The following is a 15,724-nucleotide window of genomic DNA, read 5'->3' as shown; positions in this document are numbered from 1 at the left end:
GGTCGTTTACAGTGCCCGCGAATGTACTGTTCCCGCTCGATCAGTTGGTCCTGCTCGGCAATCATCGTCTTGACGATATCGCCGATGGACGGCAGCCGCGGGACACCAAGTCAGGAGCTTGCTGTCGAGTGCTCCTGTTTCAGATGTATGGCAGCGGTGTGCAGCCATCTTGCTGGCTGGCAAATTTTATGAGTGAACGCCAGTTCTTCCTTCAGAGAGATTCGAGAAACCTGGAAATCTCGCTTCGGCATTGCTCCAACAGGCGTGGTCGACGGTCTCCCGACCGGGATTCAGTTGGTCGCTGACAGCTATCGAGAACAACGCCTGTTGATCGCTTCAGTGATGCTCTTTGCGTTCGCACGCCGAGACGAGCTTTTTTTGCTTCTACAGGCCGGCATACACCAGTTGGACAAAATGATCCGGCTTGATTACGAAGTCGCCCCATTTAGCGTCAAAGGCAGCAGAAGGTTTCGCAGCGATTACCTCGTCCAGCGATTTACCTTGTAGTTTTAGCAGCCTGACGTTATCGCGCACGGCCACCAACATATCGCGGAACTCTATGAGTTGAGTTCGTGTTCCCACCGGACCATGACCGGGAATCACGATCGTGTGATCAGTGGTGCGTTCAATGGCTTTGTTGGCCCAATTGATCGCAGCATCTACACTGCCGCCGTCCTGGTTGTCGATGAACGGATAGCCTGCATTCCAGAACGTATCACCCATCGCCAGTACATCGGCTTTTTCAAAGTAGATCGCCAGGTCACCGTCAGTGTGCCCGGGACCAAAGTGCTCGACGTAGATTTTGCTTCCCGCGAAGGTGAAGGTCTTTTCATTTTTCACTAGAACGGTCGGTCGTGCTCCCGCCGGGACAGGCTGAAATGTCCAGTTCCAATCATCGACGTGAGTGGTGTGGGACAGATGTTTCAATGTATTGGCTTGCGCCACGATGGTCGCGCCTGCCGCGTGCATCCAGGCATTGCCATCAGTGTGGTCCCAGTGCCAGTGGGTGTTGACCACATATTTCACCGGTGCCGGGCTGATTGCCAATAGCGCCGCTTTGACTTTTCCCTGGGATTTACTGATTCCCGCATCGACCAGAAACGTACCCTCCTTACCGGACAACACCACGATATTGGCACCGGAACCTTCAAGCACACTGATGTTGTTTCGAAGCGACTGCGTGATGAGGTCGTTGTCGGCACGGTGCAAATAATGATTTCCGGCACCGGTGTGAAAATAGTCATTTTGAACGGGTTTATCGCCTGCGGCGAAAGTCATATCAGCGCCAAACAGTGAGGCTGTGGCTATTGTCGCTGTGAGAAAAAAGTCAGCAGAAAGCGTGGCGGCACGCTTGCTCAAGTGTCTGCGTTTTTTAACGGGGTTCATTTTGCTTGCTCTTTTACTGAGTGGACGTGCAGTGGTTTACAGCGTTAGCAATGCTCCCAATGCGAGCACAAAATGATGCTGCACAGATCTGTTCGCTTGAAACCTGGATCCTTGAAGGCAAGGAAGTCATCGTTGAAGGTGCCGAATGTGCTGTCAGGCCGATGTTTCATGCCGTGATAAAACTCGTCGATCATCTTGTGAGCAAAACCGGATTCGCGGGGATAGGCGGCGATCACCGCGCCACGTTGTTCGTCGGTGAACTGTTCAAAGCCACGTCCCGCCACGTCCATTCCCGCGCCGGCCTGCAGCAGGGCAATTTCTGAATGCATATGTTCTGGAATGCCCGGCGTTGTATGCAGCGCGATCGCGTTCCAGACCTTTGCTATATCGGCCCCGCCAATGCCATGGCTGCGCAGGAAGTCCCGCGCGGCATTTGCGCCGTCCACCTCGAAGCGAAGTTGACTGTTTTGGTATTTCGACGTCAGCCCGATATCGTGAAACATCGATGCGGCGTAGAGCAGTTCAGGGTCAAATATCAGGCCTTTACGATTACCGATCAGCGCTCCCCAAAAGTAAACGCGTGTGGAGTGGGAAAACAGCAATTCACTTTCAGTGTCCCGGATCAGTTGAGTCACCTCGCGTGCTACTGAACTGTCAGGGATTTTTACGTCGAAAGTATCGTTGGGTGCCATGGTTCTTTATCTCTCCAATAAGCCAAAGTTCAGAAACCGTGAAACGAGGCGAATTCTTCAATGGACGCTTTCGGCATGTGCGGACGCCGTTTGGCCCAGTCCGGGTCACCGAACCCCATGGCCATGCTGCAAACCACTAACTCTTCGGCAGCGAGTGGCAGATGCGCACGAAAAACGGTGTGGTAGCGGGAGAGGAATTCTTGAGTGCAGGTGTCGAGCCCACGCGCTTTTGCTGCGAGCATGACGTTCTGGATAAACATGCCCAGATCCAGCCAGCTGCCTTTTTCAAGGCGCCGGTCGATGGTAAAAACCAGGCCGATTGGCGCGTCGAAGAAACGGCAGTTTCGCTCGGTCTGTTCCGCTCGGGCGGACAGGTCGTCGTGTGCGATACCCAGAGAGCCATAGAAGACCGAGCCGAACTCGCGTCGACGTGAAGCGAATGGCTCCGGCAACGGATCCGGAAGGTAGCTGTATTCGGATGAGTGCTGACCAGGTGCTGTTTTGTGTGCAGCAGTGATAGCGTCTGCCAGCGCGGTTTTCGCGGCCCCCGCTGTCACGTAGACGCGCCAGGGTTGCACGTTCGCTCCGCTGCCTGCATGGCGCGCGGCATGCAGAATACCTGTGATGGCTTCAAGATCGACGGCGCGATTAAGATAGAACCGATTGGCAAATCGACTCATCATGAGGTGCTCGACGTCAGTCAATGCTTGTGTCGGTTTAGCTTGGGTACTAGGCATGGTCACCGTCCAATCAGCGGGTGTATTCGGATACCCTACGCCGCTGATTTACGGTTAATGAAGTGCAATTTTCATAAGATGAAAATGCATCCCATGCACGGGAGCGAGCATTGCGTTTCGGTGATGAGTTACGAATCCAGATCCCCCACAAGCTGTGCCGCGTTTTTAAGCATGGTGCGCAGCCATTCGTGCCCCGGATCATGCGTATGGCGTTCATGCCACACCATTTGCACAGCGCGCGGGGGAGATTTCCAGGGTAATTCCGAAAGGTAGGCTGATCCGGATTGGCGGAATAGCTTTGCCAGGGTGGCAGGCACGATCGCCGCGATTTCAGAGCCAGTCAGCAGGCTCGGCACTGCCAGGAAATGAGGTTGCACGATCTTGAATTCCGGTTGTTTGCCGATCGAGTTGAAGGCAGCCGTCAACGCCTTGCGGTCGAACATTTCAGTACGCCGCGTCAGCCCGCGCTCCGAGAGCAGACCATCTTCCGAACCGCTCGTAGAGACGACCAGCAGCGGTAGATTCGATAGATCCTCCAACCCGATCTCGGTGCCGGCGAGCGGATGATTGATATCGACCACCATCATGTCCCGTTCTTCGAACAGCACTTGTTCGCGTAACCGATGGGGGATGCTGGAGAAGGAACCTAGCGCAATGTCCACGCGGCCGACATCGATCTGCGCAGTCAAATCGATCCTGCTGGCAGGCAACACGGTGACGCTGGCATGCGGTGCGAGGTTGGACATTGCCCGCAGTAAATTCGGCAGAATCACCCCTGTCATATGGTCCGTCGCGGCAATACAGAACTGGCGGTCGGTGAGGCCAGGGTCGAATTCCCTGGGCCCGACTGCACGCTCGATCGTGACGAGCGCATCGCGCACGAGCGGTGCCATTTCCAGAGCCCGGACTGTTGGCTCCATACCGGCAACCGTGCGCACAAACAGTTCATCCTTGAGCAACACCCGCAGTCGTCCAAGTGCATGACTCACCGCTGACGGGCTGAGACTGATCGCCTCGCTGGCACGGAGCACATTCCGCTCACGGATGATTGCGTCAAACACCTTGAGTAAATTCAAGTCCAGATTTCTCATTTCCAAGTCACCACATTTTTACGGCCATCAGGCCCATGCTTTGCCTCATTGTCGAATCTGGCGTTCTGAATTGAGCTAGGAAGTGGAACGGCACTGAATCAACTTCTTCGGCAGCCACCTCATTCAATAACTCGCCGTGAACACGAAGTACATGGCACGTTGAGAGAGTGAACGTCAGAAGCGGGTTTGTCGAATCAGTGGTTTAGGCAGCTTATGACATCTATCGAACGCGAATGAGCGGACATTGAATAATTGGCGGACCGGAAGTAATGGCCCGCGAGGCGAGCACTTGGTGGCACTGGTCAAGCACCCTGGCATTGAGATTTGTAACCGAACTGAAAATAGAAAGTGCTCACTTCTGAGAGTGTCCGTATATGGACTCCTCCTCATTGCAAGCCCCGTTGCTTTGGCGCCCGTGCCGACTGCACACGTATATTCGGCCTCTAAATACGGCATCGTTTCGATGCAGGGCCATGATGGGCTATTCGGTGATTCTGAGCCCTCTGCGCCGGCAATTAACTCAGACGTGCAAGACTCCGTCTCGAATGTTGTGATCGTGCAACCGGTAAAGGCAATGAAGAAAGAGACAGTCTCAAAAGGCTTCACGCCCAGGCTGAGAGTCACCCTCCGGGTGGGAAATGAATTTGAAGGCAAGATGCACGAGATGGTACATGTGGCCGATACGCTAAGCTCCCTGGTTGCAGAACAAGAAGCTACTAAGACGGCCAGAAAAAAATTCAGGTTTGTGGAAGTGGTGTCGGTCAAGTCGATGTAAGTGGGTACCCTCACTTGGCTCGCTCGCCTGGCATTGAACCGCATTCGGTTACCGCGGGTCACCCAACCGGTTCGTGTCGATTGAAGCCTCAAACATTAGGGGCGGTAGTCGTATCGCGGACTGGCTTTAACACCATCACTCCATCCAAAATCTCAATGTTTAACTGGTCGCTATATCCAGACCGAGATAAAAAAACTGTTTGGGGGCATCTCCCTGCCAACACATTAATCCCTGTCCCTGGATTGGCCAGTAGCCGTACAAGTCCGCCTGGAAAAGGCGACTCAATTCATCGCACCCGGCACCGGCCGCTCTTGCTCCAGCCAGTCGAGGAACTCGGAAAAGCCGCTTGAGCGCTTCACCCGCTTTGGATAGACCAGCGTGTAGCGTCCGCCGGTAATGATGCTGCCAGAATGCACTCGCACCAGTTGCTGAGCGAGCAACTCATCGCGTGTGAGAACGGCGTCGACGAGCGCTATGCCCTGACCACATTTCACCGCGACGATAGCGGACTCCAGCGTATCAAACGTCAGATGTGCGTTATCGGGGCCGGTTGAACCCGGGTAGTATTCTTCCCATCGGCGCCAGTCCAGGCGATCCATGCTCGAGTCCACGAGCCGAGCGGTCTTGAGTACTTCTTCCGGGGTTGTCCCGGCGAGCAATACCGGCGAGCACACCGGAATCAGTTGCTCTTCCCACAGTTCCAACGCTTCGAAGTCCGGCCATGTGGCTGTGCCGTACGCGATCATGGCGTCGATCGATTCAAACGCGAAGTCTGGAAAACGGTGATACACCGTGTCGACACTGACGGTCACCTCCGGATACAGGCGATAGAAGGCCGTAAGCCGAGGAATCAGCCACCGCGCCGCCATGGTCGGGTGCGCGCGCAGGCTGACACTTCTTCCCACTGTTGCAAGCATGTGCGATGCATCCGACAGCAGGCCGATGACCTGTTCGGCAACCGGTACCAGTGATTTGCCTTCGTCAGTGAGCACGATCTTGCGCGTGTGGCGCTCGAACAGGCGAGTGTCAAGACGCGCCTCCAGTTGCGCGACCTGCCGACTGACCGCGCTCTGGCTCAGGTTGAGCTGCTCACCGGCCTTGCCGAAGTTGCCCGTCTTCGCAACCGTCAGAAATGCCTGTAAAAGCTCGATGGATGGCAGTTGGCGACTCATGCTTCTATGCGCTCCTCACATGGGATTAATGCAGATACATCACTGTTCTTACTGCGGGTCGGGGCACATTCTTAGCTGAAATAAAGACGCTGCGCTACGCGTCATTCTCAGCCTGACGGTTTTCCTTATGAACATTCCAGAAGCGGCATTGGCCAACATGTTGGCGCCCCATGACAACCCTCTGCCTCGTGAAGTCGACGTGGCGATCATAGGTGGCGGTCTGATGGGTTGTGCGTGCGCGTATTACCTTAGTAAAGCTGGCGCAAAGGTTCTTCTCATCGACAAAAGCGTGATCGCGGGTCAGCAATCGTCTCGCGCATGGGGCTTTGTTCGCCAGCAATCGCGTGACGAAGCCGAAGTGCCGCTGATGCAAGCCAGCATCGAGATCTGGCGCTCGCTTGAGCACGAACTCCAAACCGACCTTGGATGGCGCAACGACGGGTGTCTTTTCGTCGCGGGCAATGAGGCCGAACGTGACGGATACGAATCGTGGCTGAGCGTCGCTCGCAGCTTTTCGGTCGATACCGTGATGCTTTCGCCGCGCGAGGTGGTTAAAAAACTGCCGGGTTACGCCGTTCCGCAAATGGGTGGCTTGTTCACCGCCAGTGACGGTCAAGCGGAGCCCACACTCGTGGCTCGCGCCTTCGCGATGCGTGCCCGCGAGCTTGGCGCACACATCGTCGAAAACTGTGGTGCCAAGGGCATCGACGTCGCCGCCGGCCAGGTCGTGGGCATTGAAACCGAGCGGGGCTACGTGAAGTCGAAAACGGTGGTGTGCGCCGCTGGCGTCACGACATTCCGCCTGCTGAAGATGCTCGGCATTTCACTGCCGCAGCAGCTGGTGCGGGGAACGGTAGCGCGAACCACGTCCGGGCCGACGCTGAGCGGCATTTCCACGATCGCAAACGGCGTGGGCTTCCGGCAAAGGCTGGATGGCAGCTTCAACATCGCCGACGACGCCCATGTCGACGTCGACATGACGCTCGGCCATCTGCGCGCACTGCATTGGTATGCACCTTCGCTTTGGGCGCATCGAAAATCGTTTCGCTTCAATCTGAACGGTGCGTGCCTGACGGATCTGCACCAGCGAATGCCGTGGTCGGAATCGTCGCGGCTGGGCGCGGGGATTCACCAGCGCAATCCCCTTGTCCCACCGAATAACAGGGGGCTGGGAACGGCCATGGCCGCGCTCAAGGCCGCGTTCCCCGGGCAGATGGATACTCAGATCGTCGACCGCTGGGCTGGCGCCATCGATGTCTTGCCGGATGGCATTCCCGTCATCGACGCACACACGTCGCCGCGCGGCTTGGCCGTAGCCACCGGATTCTGCGGCCACGGTTTTGCCATGGGCCCGATCGTGGGTAAGACCCTGGCTGACTGGATTGACTCGGGCGATCCGGGACTGGATATGCACCAGCTCCGTCTGTCGCGATTCGCCGAAGGCGACGTCAAGCCGCCTTCTTCGCTGTTCTAGTCGATACCCACATGTCAACGCTCATGCGCCAGCGCTCACGCGCATACCTCACGGGGGAAACACGGTGACCACACAAGACATCTACTACGATCCCGCCTCAGTGGCAGGCAAAGCCCCGCCGATCAGTGACGAAACCGATATTCTCATCGTGGGTGCGGGTCCGGCCGGGCTCACTGCTGCATTGACCGCCGCCGGGCATGGCCTGCGCGTCACCCTGGTTGACGAAAACCCGGTCCCCATTGAAACCATGGGCGAAGAGGTGCCGCTGCATTTCGGAGGAAGGATGGGCGCTGCGGTTTCCAATCGCAACAGCGTGCTGCAGACCCTTCTTGATGCCCGCCCGGAAATTTCCGAGGCGCTTGAAGCCGGTGTCGACGTGCGACTCGGCACGGCGGTATGGGGCTTGTTTCCACAACGACCCACCGCAGCGTGGATCGACGGCGCCGTTGCTGGCCTCGCCGATGACCAGAACGCCTGGCTGCTGCGCTTCAAGCAGGTGATCGTCGCCGCCGGAAGGCGCGACATGGGCCTCGCGTTTGACGGTTGGGATCGCCCTGGAGTAATGGGCGTCAGCGCCGCTCATCGCCTTGCGACTGTTTACGAGGCGCTGGAATGCAAACACGCCGTGCTGGTTGGCAGTGATACGCAAGCACTGGTGTCGGCCCATGCGCTGATCGACAAGGGCGTGCATATTGCCGCGATCATTGAACAGGCCGGCCAGGTGATCGGCGATCCAGCGCTGCTCCAGCTGCTTGTCGAGCAAGGCGCTCAGGTTCTGACGGGGCATGTCATTCGCGAGACGGCCGGGGATGCATTCGGCGTCAAACGCATTACCGCTGTCGCTGTCGACACGGCGGGCAGCCACGTTCACGGATCTTCGAAGGAGATCGAATGCGACACCGTGCTGCTTGGCGTGGCAGCCATTCCCGCGATCGAATTGGTCGAGGCAACAGGCTGTAGCACGTCATTTCAGGCCGAACGTGGTGGCCACGTCCCCGACACGGATTCTTTGCTGCGCACGTCGTTGCCATTCGTTTTGGTGGCCGGTGACTGCGCCGGCGTCTGGGCGTCGAAAAGCCTCGATGACTACATTTCCCGGCGCGAAGGCCGGATCGCCGCGCACACCGCGCTTGTCGCGCTGGGCGTCGACATCGCTCAGAGCGACAACGTTCAGATCGGCAAGGCGCCGATCCCCGACGAACCTGCCTGCGATGTTGCCGCCAGTCGCACGGCCTGGGTGCGCGCGTCCACCGTTCATGCACAGAACGAACCTTTCGTTTGTCTGTGCGAAGAGGTGACGGCCAGCGAAATTCTGGCGCTCCAGCCGCCGCGTTATCTTGACTGGACACCCGCCGATGAAGCGTTGGAAAACGCGATGACGGCGCAGCAAAACGGCTCGCCCAACCCGGATGTGACAAAGCGTCTCACTCGGGCTTGCATGGGCCCGTGCCAGGGACGTCGTTGCCGTGAACAGGTGGCGACCTTGCTCGGCATCGGCGCGGGCGTGAGTGTCGACGACATTGCGCTGGCCTCGTTTCGTCCGCCTGTGCGCCCTTTGTCACTGCAACAGGCTGGTCAGATCGAGGAAACGCCGCAGATGCGCAGCCGCTGGGATGCATGGTTTGACATGCCGTCGCAGTGGACGCCGTTTTGGCTGTGCACCGGGCAGCAGACCGTCGCCAAGCGCCCGCAAGACACCACCCGTCCAACCAACCCGCCGCATAATGAGGGCTGACACCATGCAGGGACTTAAGAAATCGTCCACCAGTGCGTCCGTTGTCATCGTCGGTGGCGGCGTGACCGGATTGAGCGCCGCCTGGTGGCTGGCACGCGATGGCATCGATGTGCTTGTTCTCGAAGCAGGCTTGATTGGCTGGGGCGCCTCGGGCCGTAACGGAGGCGGATGCTCGCATCACCACAGTCCGCTCTTTCTCGAAGAACAGCGGCTCTGGCCGATGATGGACGAACTGCTCGGTTATCCGACCGAGTATCGCCCGGATCGCATCAGTATCGATCTCGATGAACACCAGATTTCGCTCGATAAAAAAGTCGTGAATGAAGCCGTTTACTACGGATTGCGCGTCGACGAGCTGGACCCCCAGCAGGTTCGGGAACTCGTGCCCTTTGCCGGCGATAACGTGCTGGCTGGCTACTACTACCATTTCGGCGGCCACGCCAACCCGCACCGGACCCTGCAGGCCTATGCGTGGGCACTGCAGAACCTCGGCGGGCGCGTTCTCGAGCACGCCCCCGTCGTCGAAATCGTCCGGGACGGTGACCGGGTGACTGGCGTGCGCACCGCACAAGACCTGATCACCTGCGACCACCTGGTGATTGCCGCAGGCCCGCACACCGGTGAATTGGCGGCTCAAATCGGTGTAGATATTCCGCTGGTCACCGCGCGCGCCGAAATGATCGTGACCGAACCGCTGCCGTTGATCGAGGTCGGCGGGGTGGATGGCAATGGTTTGTATGGCCGGCAAACCCTGCGCGGCAACCTGGCATATGGTGGCGGTCCGCACGAATGGGTCGATCTCGCTGATCTGCGCGACACTCGTGCGCAGTCGACACCCCTGCAATGCAATATCGCCAAACGGCTCGCCGAGCTGTTCCCCAAGATTGCTCACAAACGCGTGATTCGCAGTTGGGCAGGGTTCATCGAAAACACGCCGGACGGTCGCCCCGTCATCGATCGTCCCGCCGGGCTGGATAACGTCACCGTCGCGACCATGTCCGGTGTCGGTTTCGGTCTCTCGCCGGCGAGTGGTCATGCCATTCGCGATCTCGTCGTCGACGGGACATGCAGTTTCGCCGACCTGTCCGTTTGCTCGCTCTCACGTTTTGCGTCCCTCGAGCCTGACTGGCAAGCCATCCAGGGATGGTTGCCGTTGTCAGCATCCGGGGCGTAGAAAGGTTTGTTTAACGCTGCACGCAATCGAACCGAACTGTTTCCACCTTTCCTCAATAATAAAAAGGATCGATCATGAAACGAATGCTCCGCAATCTCACTTTGCTGGCCTCTCTCGGTCTGACGTTGTGTTCCTTTACGGCCCCCGCCAGTGCAGCGCAGGAGACGCTGCGTTTTGGTGTTGCCGCGGAGCCTTATCCGCCGTTTCTGGTCAAGACACCCACCGGGCAATTCACCGGCTTCGAGCCCGACCTCATCCGTGCGCTCTGCGAGCAAATGAAAGCCGAGTGCGAAATCAAGGAGGTCGCATGGGACGGCATTATTCCAGCGCTGATCGCCAACAAGTTCGACGTGCTCTTTAACTCGATGGGGATCAGCCCGGAACGTCAGAAGGTCATTGCCTTCTCGCGTCCATACTATGAAACGACGGGTATCTTCGTTGCCGCGAAAGACCTCAATCCGACGCTCACACCTGAAGGTCTGAAAGGTAAAGCCATCGGCGTGCAAGGCTCGACGACCAACGCCGAGTTCATCCGGACCGCTTACGGCAAAACCTCGGAAATCCGCATTTACAATACGCAGGACGACTGCAATGCCGATTTAGTGGCTGGTCGTATCGACGTCATGTTCCTCGACAAACTCGGCGACATAGCATTTCTGGAGTCCAAGGATGGGGCGGCGTTCGAAGAAAAAGGGACGGGCAGCGTCAAGATGGACCCGTTGCAATATGGTCTTGGAGTAGGGGCGGGTATGCGCAAGAGTGACACCGCACTCAAGGCGCGAATCGACCAGGCGCTCACGCAGTTGCATGAATCGGGCAAGTACACACAAATATCGCAAAAGTACTTCCCGATCGATCTGTGGCCACAATGAAGTCTGAGTAAAACTTCCTCGGCGGGTCGAAGTCGTCGAGCTAGCGCTTACGGCAGAACGCGGTCAGTCGAACCTTGCATCGACTGACCGCACCGCTTTTTGAGGGGAATTGCCGAGCGATATCCTCAAGCGCGCGAGCGTCACTCAGCCGGGGCGCGGGCGCGGTTAGAAGGTCGGCGGAGTAATTACCCAGATCACCACCGCATCCACATCGCCGGGGTTGCCGTAGCGGTGCTGTTCCTGGCTGGAGAAACTGAAGCTATCGCCTTCGTTGAGCTGAAAATAGCGCTCGCCCACCCACAACTCGAAACTGCCCGACAACAGATAACCGGCTTCTTCGCCTTCGTGGCTGTAGCTTTGCTGGCTATACGTGCCCGGCGGGAAGCGCGAGTGGAGCATTTCCAGCTGACGGTTGGGCGGCGGGGTCAGCAACTGGTCGACGATACCGTCCTCGTAATGCACGCTCAGGCGACTGTTCTTGCGCACCACCACACCGTCGTCTTCGGGATTGGTGTTGGCTTCGCTGGCGAAGAACCACTGGATGGTCACCCCGAGGCTGCGGGCGATATTGAACAGCGCCGGGATCGACGGATAGGCGAGGTTGCGTTCCAGTTGGCTGATGTAGCCGGCGGTCAGCTCGCTCAAGTTAGCCAGTTCCGTCAGGGTCATGCCCCGACGTTTGCGCAGGCTGCGAATGCGTGTACCGAGAAAGTGTTGTTCGGCGGTACCGGTTGCGGACTGTGTCGTGCTGTTGTTGCTCATGGTGATTTCCGAACCGGGAAGGGGATTGAGCTAATTTGCACAAACCCTGTGGGAGCGAGGCCTGCTCGCGAAAGCGGTGTGTCAATCAACGTTGATGTTGAAGCTGCCGGCCCTTTCGCGAGCAGGCTCGCTCCCACAGGTTTGGTTTTAGCCGTCAAAGTCCCGGAGTATAAACAGCCTTAAAGCTCCCACGCGACTTTCAATCCTTCGTATATCGCTTCTTCAGCGGTGCGCGGTGCCAGGCAATCGCCGATGCGCCGAAACTCCACCAGCCCTTGCAACTCGGCGCCCAACGTGTCCACCGGCTGATGCCCCTGGCACAACACCAGCGTATCAATGTTTTCCAGGAGCATCGGCTCGCCACTGGCGCAGTGTTGCAGGTAGACGGTGTTGTCGTCGCAGCCGTACAAACGCGCATAAGGGGTGATGGGAATACCGAGTTTGTGCAATTCGCCGGCCAGTTGATCGCGCACGTACAGCGGCAGGTTTTCCCCGCAATGGGTGCCGTTGACCGCCAGTTGCACCTGATGCCCGGCGCGGGTCAGGCGCTCGGCTATACCGGGGCCGATCCAGTCGCATCGCCAGTCCACTACCACCACGGAGCGGCCGATTTGCACCTCGTCGCGCAGCACCTGCCAGGCATCCACCACCTGCAGTTCGCCGCCGCGTTCGAAGTGCGGCCAGTACGGCTCAGCACCGGTGGCGACAATCACCATGTCCGGTTTTTCCTGCTCCACCAAAGCGCGGTCGACCCGGGTGTTGCGCACCACGCGCACCCCGGCCAACTCCATTTCCCGCTGCAGGTTGGTGCTGGCACCGCCGAACTCGCTGCGCCGTGGCAGCAATTGCGCGAGCAATACCTGACCGCCGAGTTGCGAACTGGCTTCGTACAGCGTTACGTCATGGCCGCGTTGCGCCGCCACAGCAGCCGCTTTCATCCCGGCGGGACCACCGCCGGCAATCATGATGCGTTTGCGGTTTGTCGCCGGTTGCCGCTGGCCAAAGATCAGCTCACGACCGGTTTCCGGGTGCTGGATGCAGGAAATCGGCAAGCCCTTGTGGAAGTGCCCAATGCACGCCTGATTGCACGCAATGCACGCTCGCACGTCTTCGACGTGGCCGGTGTCGGTCTTGTTGGGCATTTGCGGATCGCAGATCAGCGCCCGGGTCATGCCACACACATCGGCTTGCCCACGGGCGATGATCAGCTCGGCTTCCTGGGGCTGGTTGATGCGACCGGTGACGAACAATGGAATGTTCAGGCTGGCCTTGAACGTCCCGGCCTCCTTGGCCAGGTAAGCCGCTTCAATCGCCATCGGCGGCACGATGTGCACCGCGCCACCCAGCGACGCCGAGGTGCCGGCGACGATGTGCACGTAATCCAGTTGCGCTTGCAGCGACTGCACGGCGGCGAGTGATTCGTCTTCAGTCAGGCCTTCAGGGTCACGTTCGTCTGCCGATATGCGCAGGCCGATGATGAACTGCTCATCGGTCGCGGCACGGATGGCGGCGATGATTTCACGTAAAAAGCGCAGGCGCTGTTCCAGTTCACCATTGTAGCCATCGGTACGGCGATTGACCCGCGGGTTGATGAATTGCGCCGGCAGATAGCCGTGGCTGGCAACCACCTCGACGCCATCGATCCCGGCCTGATGCAGGCGCCGGGCGGCAGCGGCATAGCCGGCGACAATCTCGTCGATCATCGTCTGATCCAGCTCTCGTGGCATCACCCTGAAACGCTCATTGGGCACCGCCGAGGCGGAGTAGGCCACGGCCAGCAAACCATCGCTGGACTCCATGATTTCCCGCCCCGGATGGAACACTTGCGACAGCACCAGGGTGCCGTGGGCATGGCAGGTTTGCGCCAGTTTGCGATAGCCCTCGATGCAGGCGTCGTCGGTGGCCATCAGTACATGAGAGGTGTACCGCGCGCTATCATGCACGCCTGCCACTTGCAACACGATCAGCCCGGCACCGCCTTCGGCACGCGCACGGTGATAGGCGATCAACTGCTCGTTGACCAGATTATCAGTGGGCATCGAGGTGTCGTGACCGCTGGACATAATGCGGTTTTTCAGGTGCTTGCCTCGTATCTGCAAGGGTTCGAACAGGTGGGCAAAGGCAGGTGTCGAGTTCGACATGGTGCAGGTACTCCAGGCAGGCTGACGCCGAAAGTTCGGGTCGTTGTTATTATTTCCTTATATAAATTTACCTTCAGTAAAAAAACAACTGATATTTTTACTACCGCGCGCACTAGTGACGGTTGACCATGACGAACATCTGGAAAAACGCTGACTGGAGACAGACCACACTCTTGCTGTACAGTCGTTCAGCTCGCAAGTACAACGCGGGCCCCTTGATTGAATCCAGGAGCGTGTCGTCATGAATCAGGAAGCCCGTTTTTCTCGCATGGAACCGGAGTTGCGCAAGGCCAATCTGATCGAGGCGACGTTGGTGTGTCTCAAGCGCCATGGCTTCCAGGGCGCTTCAATCCGCAAAATTTCCGCTGAGGCAGGTGTGTCGGTCGGCTTGATCAGCCATCACTATTCCGGCAAGGACGAACTGGTGGCCGAGGCCTACATGGCGATCACCGGGCGCGTCATGACCCTGCTGCGCGAGGCCATGGAACAGGCGGCGCCCAATGCCCGCGAACGGTTGTCGGCGTTCTTCCGTGGTTCGTTTTCCGCCGAATTGCTCGACCCGCAGTTGATCGATGCCTGGCTGGCATTCTGGGGCGCAGTGAAAACTGCCGAGGCGATCAACCAGGCTCACGATCAGTCCTATGGCGAGTACCGCGGCATCTTGCGCAAAGTGCTGATGGAACTGGCGCTGGAAGAGGGCTGGGAGAATTTCGACGCCGATCTCGCCGCCATCAGCCTGAGCGCCTTGCTTGACGGTTTGTGGCTGGAGTTGGGCCTCAACCCCGGCACCTTCACCCCGGAGCAGGGCATGCAGATCTGCGAGGCCTGGGTCGACGGTTTGCAGGCCGGCGGTCGGCAGCGTTTTTGTGTGCAGACGAGCAGCTGTTGATCACTCGTTCAACAGTGGATACTCTCTGGCGCAGATGCAACCAAACATTCTAATAAGAAACACGCCTTCGGGCCTGTGCAGGACACAAAGCAATGACTCCTCGGGTACTGATCGTCGACGACGATCCGCTGATTCGCGAACTCTTGCAGGCCTATCTTTCCCAGGAAGGCTACGAGGTACATTGCGCCGCCACGGCGGAACTGGCCGAAACCTTCCTCGCCAGTCAGACCGTGGACCTGGTCATGCTCGATATCCGTTTGCCCGGCAAGGATGGCTTGACCCTGACCCGGGAGCTGCGGGTGCGTTCAGAAGTGGGGATCATCCTGATCACCGGGCGCAATGACGAAATCGACCGCATCGTCGGTCTCGAATGCGGCGCCGATGACTACGTGATCAAACCCCTCAATCCACGGGAACTGGTGTCCCGGGCGAAAAACCTGATTCGCCGGGTTCGGCATGCGCAATCACCGCAGCCCGAGGCGGCTGTGTCCAAACCGGTCAAACAGTTCGCCGATTGGGCGCTGGATACCGATCGTCGGCGCCTGATCGATCCGGCCGGCAGTGAAACCCTGCTGACCCACGGCGAATACCAGTTACTCAGCGTGTTCCTGCGCAACAGCGGCCACACCCTGAGCCGCGACCAGTTGATGGATCAGATTCGCAACCGCGAATGGGTGCCTAACGACCGCTCCATCGATGTGCTGGTTGGCCGCTTGCGCCGCAAGTTGCACGACGATCCCGCCGAACCGCAGTTGATCATCACCATCCACGGCGCCGGTTACCTGTTCACTGCCAGCCTGGCGGCGTGACGGTTGTGAGGCGAT

General features: G+C 58.5%; 14 protein-coding genes. 7 read left to right on the top strand and 7 right to left on the bottom strand.

All coding sequences use genetic code 11. The features are described from left to right. Nucleotides 1-384 precede the first annotated feature (384 nt). From JFU47_RS06360 to JFU47_RS06345, 4 genes are all read right to left on the bottom strand, one after another. Complete coding sequence (locus tag JFU47_RS06360; RefSeq protein WP_201181903.1) at nt 385-1,386, bottom strand: MBL fold metallo-hydrolase; 1,002 nt, start codon at nt 1,384-1,386, stop codon at nt 385-387. 44 nt (nt 1,387-1,430) lie between these two features. After that, nucleotides 1,431-2,078 (bottom strand): HD domain-containing protein, encoded by a 648-nt coding sequence (locus tag JFU47_RS06355; protein WP_201181902.1) that lies wholly within the window; start codon nt 2,076-2,078, stop codon nt 1,431-1,433. 29 nt (nt 2,079-2,107) lie between these two features. Beyond that, complete coding sequence (locus JFU47_RS06350) at nt 2,108-2,761, bottom strand: nitroreductase (protein ID WP_201181900.1); 654 nt, start codon at nt 2,759-2,761, stop codon at nt 2,108-2,110. A gap of 182 nt (nt 2,762-2,943) precedes the next feature. Continuing rightward, nucleotides 2,944-3,906 (bottom strand): LysR family transcriptional regulator, encoded by a 963-nt coding sequence (locus JFU47_RS06345; RefSeq protein ID WP_201181898.1) that lies wholly within the window; start codon nt 3,904-3,906, stop codon nt 2,944-2,946. A 463-nt stretch (nt 3,907-4,369) separates the two neighbouring features. On the opposite strand from JFU47_RS06345, the gene JFU47_RS06340 reads away from it, so the two are divergent. Continuing rightward, complete coding sequence (locus tag JFU47_RS06340) at nt 4,370-4,681, top strand: hypothetical protein (protein WP_201182292.1); 312 nt, start codon at nt 4,370-4,372, stop codon at nt 4,679-4,681. A 281-nt stretch (nt 4,682-4,962) separates the two neighbouring features. Here JFU47_RS06340 and JFU47_RS06335 read toward each other — a convergent pair whose 3' ends face one another. After that, entirely contained in the window at nt 4,963-5,853 is an 891-nt protein-coding gene (locus JFU47_RS06335) for a LysR substrate-binding domain-containing protein (RefSeq protein ID WP_201181896.1), read from the bottom strand. Nucleotides 5,854-5,980: 127 nt separating this feature from the next. On the opposite strand from JFU47_RS06335, the gene JFU47_RS06330 reads away from it, so the two are divergent. The 4 genes from JFU47_RS06330 (at nt 5,981) to JFU47_RS06315 (ending at nt 11,108) form a co-directional block, all read left to right on the top strand. Beyond that, entirely contained in the window at nt 5,981-7,327 is a 1,347-nt protein-coding gene (locus JFU47_RS06330; protein ID WP_201181895.1) for an NAD(P)/FAD-dependent oxidoreductase, read from the top strand. A gap of 64 nt (nt 7,328-7,391) precedes the next feature. Then, nucleotides 7,392-9,062, top strand: a complete 1,671-nt coding sequence (locus tag JFU47_RS06325) for an FAD-dependent oxidoreductase (protein WP_201181893.1) — start codon at nt 7,392-7,394, stop codon at nt 9,060-9,062. 4 nt (nt 9,063-9,066) lie between these two features. Continuing rightward, a complete protein-coding gene (locus tag JFU47_RS06320; RefSeq protein WP_201181892.1) occupies nt 9,067-10,236 on the top strand; it encodes an NAD(P)/FAD-dependent oxidoreductase in 1,170 nt (389 codons plus the stop codon). Nucleotides 10,237-10,310: 74 nt separating this feature from the next. Next, nucleotides 10,311-11,108 carry a transporter substrate-binding domain-containing protein gene (locus tag JFU47_RS06315; protein ID WP_201181890.1) on the top strand — a complete coding sequence of 266 codons (798 nt, stop codon included), beginning with the start codon at nt 10,311-10,313 and terminating at the stop codon, nt 11,106-11,108. A gap of 165 nt (nt 11,109-11,273) precedes the next feature. Here JFU47_RS06315 and JFU47_RS06310 read toward each other — a convergent pair whose 3' ends face one another. Both JFU47_RS06310 and JFU47_RS06305 read right to left on the bottom strand, forming a co-directional pair. Beyond that, a complete protein-coding gene (locus tag JFU47_RS06310; protein ID WP_201181888.1) occupies nt 11,274-11,870 on the bottom strand; it encodes a cupin domain-containing protein in 597 nt (198 codons plus the stop codon). Nucleotides 11,871-12,049: 179 nt separating this feature from the next. Next, nucleotides 12,050-14,011, bottom strand: a complete 1,962-nt coding sequence (locus JFU47_RS06305; RefSeq protein WP_201181886.1) for an oxidoreductase — start codon at nt 14,009-14,011, stop codon at nt 12,050-12,052. A gap of 241 nt (nt 14,012-14,252) precedes the next feature. Between JFU47_RS06305 and JFU47_RS06300 the strand changes: the two genes are divergently transcribed. Together JFU47_RS06300 and JFU47_RS06295 are read left to right on the top strand one after the other, a co-directional pair. Then, nucleotides 14,253-14,900 (top strand): TetR family transcriptional regulator C-terminal domain-containing protein, encoded by a 648-nt coding sequence (locus JFU47_RS06300; protein WP_201181884.1) that lies wholly within the window; start codon nt 14,253-14,255, stop codon nt 14,898-14,900. 92 nt (nt 14,901-14,992) lie between these two features. Further along, a complete protein-coding gene (locus JFU47_RS06295) occupies nt 14,993-15,709 on the top strand; it encodes a response regulator (RefSeq protein ID WP_201181882.1) in 717 nt (238 codons plus the stop codon). Nucleotides 15,710-15,724 lie beyond the last annotated feature (15 nt).

This window comes from Pseudomonas sp. TH39(2020) (genome assembly GCF_016650715.1).
Lineage (GTDB): Bacteria > Pseudomonadota > Gammaproteobacteria > Pseudomonadales > Pseudomonadaceae > Aquipseudomonas > Aquipseudomonas mandelii_C.
Note: the sequence above shows the minus strand (reverse complement) of the source record. Positions and strands in the feature narration are given on the sequence as shown.

Excerpts from the sequence above, each read along its gene's own strand:
- JFU47_RS06340 (WP_201182292.1), top strand. The coding sequence starts at position 4,370 with ATGCAGGGCCATGATGGGCTATTCGGTGATTCTGAGCCCTCTGCGCCG.
- JFU47_RS06305 (WP_201181886.1), bottom strand. The coding sequence starts at position 14,011 with ATGTCGAACTCGACACCTGCCTTTGCCCACCTGTTCGAACCCTTGCAG.
- JFU47_RS06335 (WP_201181896.1), bottom strand. The coding sequence starts at position 5,853 with ATGAGTCGCCAACTGCCATCCATCGAGCTTTTACAGGCATTTCTGACG.
- JFU47_RS06355 (WP_201181902.1), bottom strand. The coding sequence starts at position 2,078 with ATGGCACCCAACGATACTTTCGACGTAAAAATCCCTGACAGTTCAGTA.
- JFU47_RS06360 (WP_201181903.1), bottom strand. The coding sequence starts at position 1,386 with ATGAACCCCGTTAAAAAACGCAGACACTTGAGCAAGCGTGCCGCCACG.
- JFU47_RS06350 (WP_201181900.1), bottom strand. The coding sequence starts at position 2,761 with ATGATGAGTCGATTTGCCAATCGGTTCTATCTTAATCGCGCCGTCGAT.
- JFU47_RS06310 (WP_201181888.1), bottom strand. The coding sequence starts at position 11,870 with ATGAGCAACAACAGCACGACACAGTCCGCAACCGGTACCGCCGAACAA.
- JFU47_RS06315 (WP_201181890.1), top strand. The coding sequence starts at position 10,311 with ATGAAACGAATGCTCCGCAATCTCACTTTGCTGGCCTCTCTCGGTCTG.
- JFU47_RS06320 (WP_201181892.1), top strand. The coding sequence starts at position 9,067 with ATGCAGGGACTTAAGAAATCGTCCACCAGTGCGTCCGTTGTCATCGTC.
- JFU47_RS06295 (WP_201181882.1), top strand. The coding sequence starts at position 14,993 with ATGACTCCTCGGGTACTGATCGTCGACGACGATCCGCTGATTCGCGAA.
- JFU47_RS06300 (WP_201181884.1), top strand. The coding sequence starts at position 14,253 with ATGAATCAGGAAGCCCGTTTTTCTCGCATGGAACCGGAGTTGCGCAAG.
- JFU47_RS06345 (WP_201181898.1), bottom strand. The coding sequence starts at position 3,906 with ATGAGAAATCTGGACTTGAATTTACTCAAGGTGTTTGACGCAATCATC.
- JFU47_RS06330 (WP_201181895.1), top strand. The coding sequence starts at position 5,981 with ATGAACATTCCAGAAGCGGCATTGGCCAACATGTTGGCGCCCCATGAC.